Source organism: Cupriavidus sp. 05N39 (assembly GCF_056397325.1).
The window spans coordinates 1-377 of sequence record NZ_JBFTNE010000389.1; the positions used below are offsets into that span (position 1 = coordinate 1).

Consider the following 377-nt stretch of genomic DNA (forward strand, 5'->3'; position numbering starts at 1 on the left):
ATGGCCGGCAACATCGGCCTGGGCCTGGCCATCCCCTCCAACCTGGCGCGCGACGTGGTCGACCAGCTGGTCAAGCATGGCGTGGTGGTGCGCGGCACGCTCGGCGTGGAAGCGCAGAACCTGACCCAGCAGATCGCCCAAGGCCTGGGCCTGAGCGAGGCACGCGGCGCGCTGGTGACGCGGGTGCTGGCCGGTTCCGGTGCCGCCGCCGCCGGGCTGCGCCCGGGCGACGTGGTGGTGTCGGCCAACGGCCAGCGCGTGGACAGCGCGCAGGCACTGCACAACATCGAGGGCCTGCAGCCGGTGGGCAGCGTGCTCAGCCTGGATATCCGCCGCGACGGCAAGCCGCTGCAGCTCAAGGCCACGCTGAAGGAACA

At 72.1% G+C, this 377-nt stretch carries 1 protein-coding gene; it reads left to right on the forward strand.

Features of this window, described 5'->3' with window-relative positions; all coding sequences use genetic code 11:
• Positions 1-377, forward strand: a 377-nt coding sequence (locus tag AC1DN0_RS41840; RefSeq protein WP_477146720.1) for a S1C family serine protease, incomplete at both ends; no start/stop codon positions are given.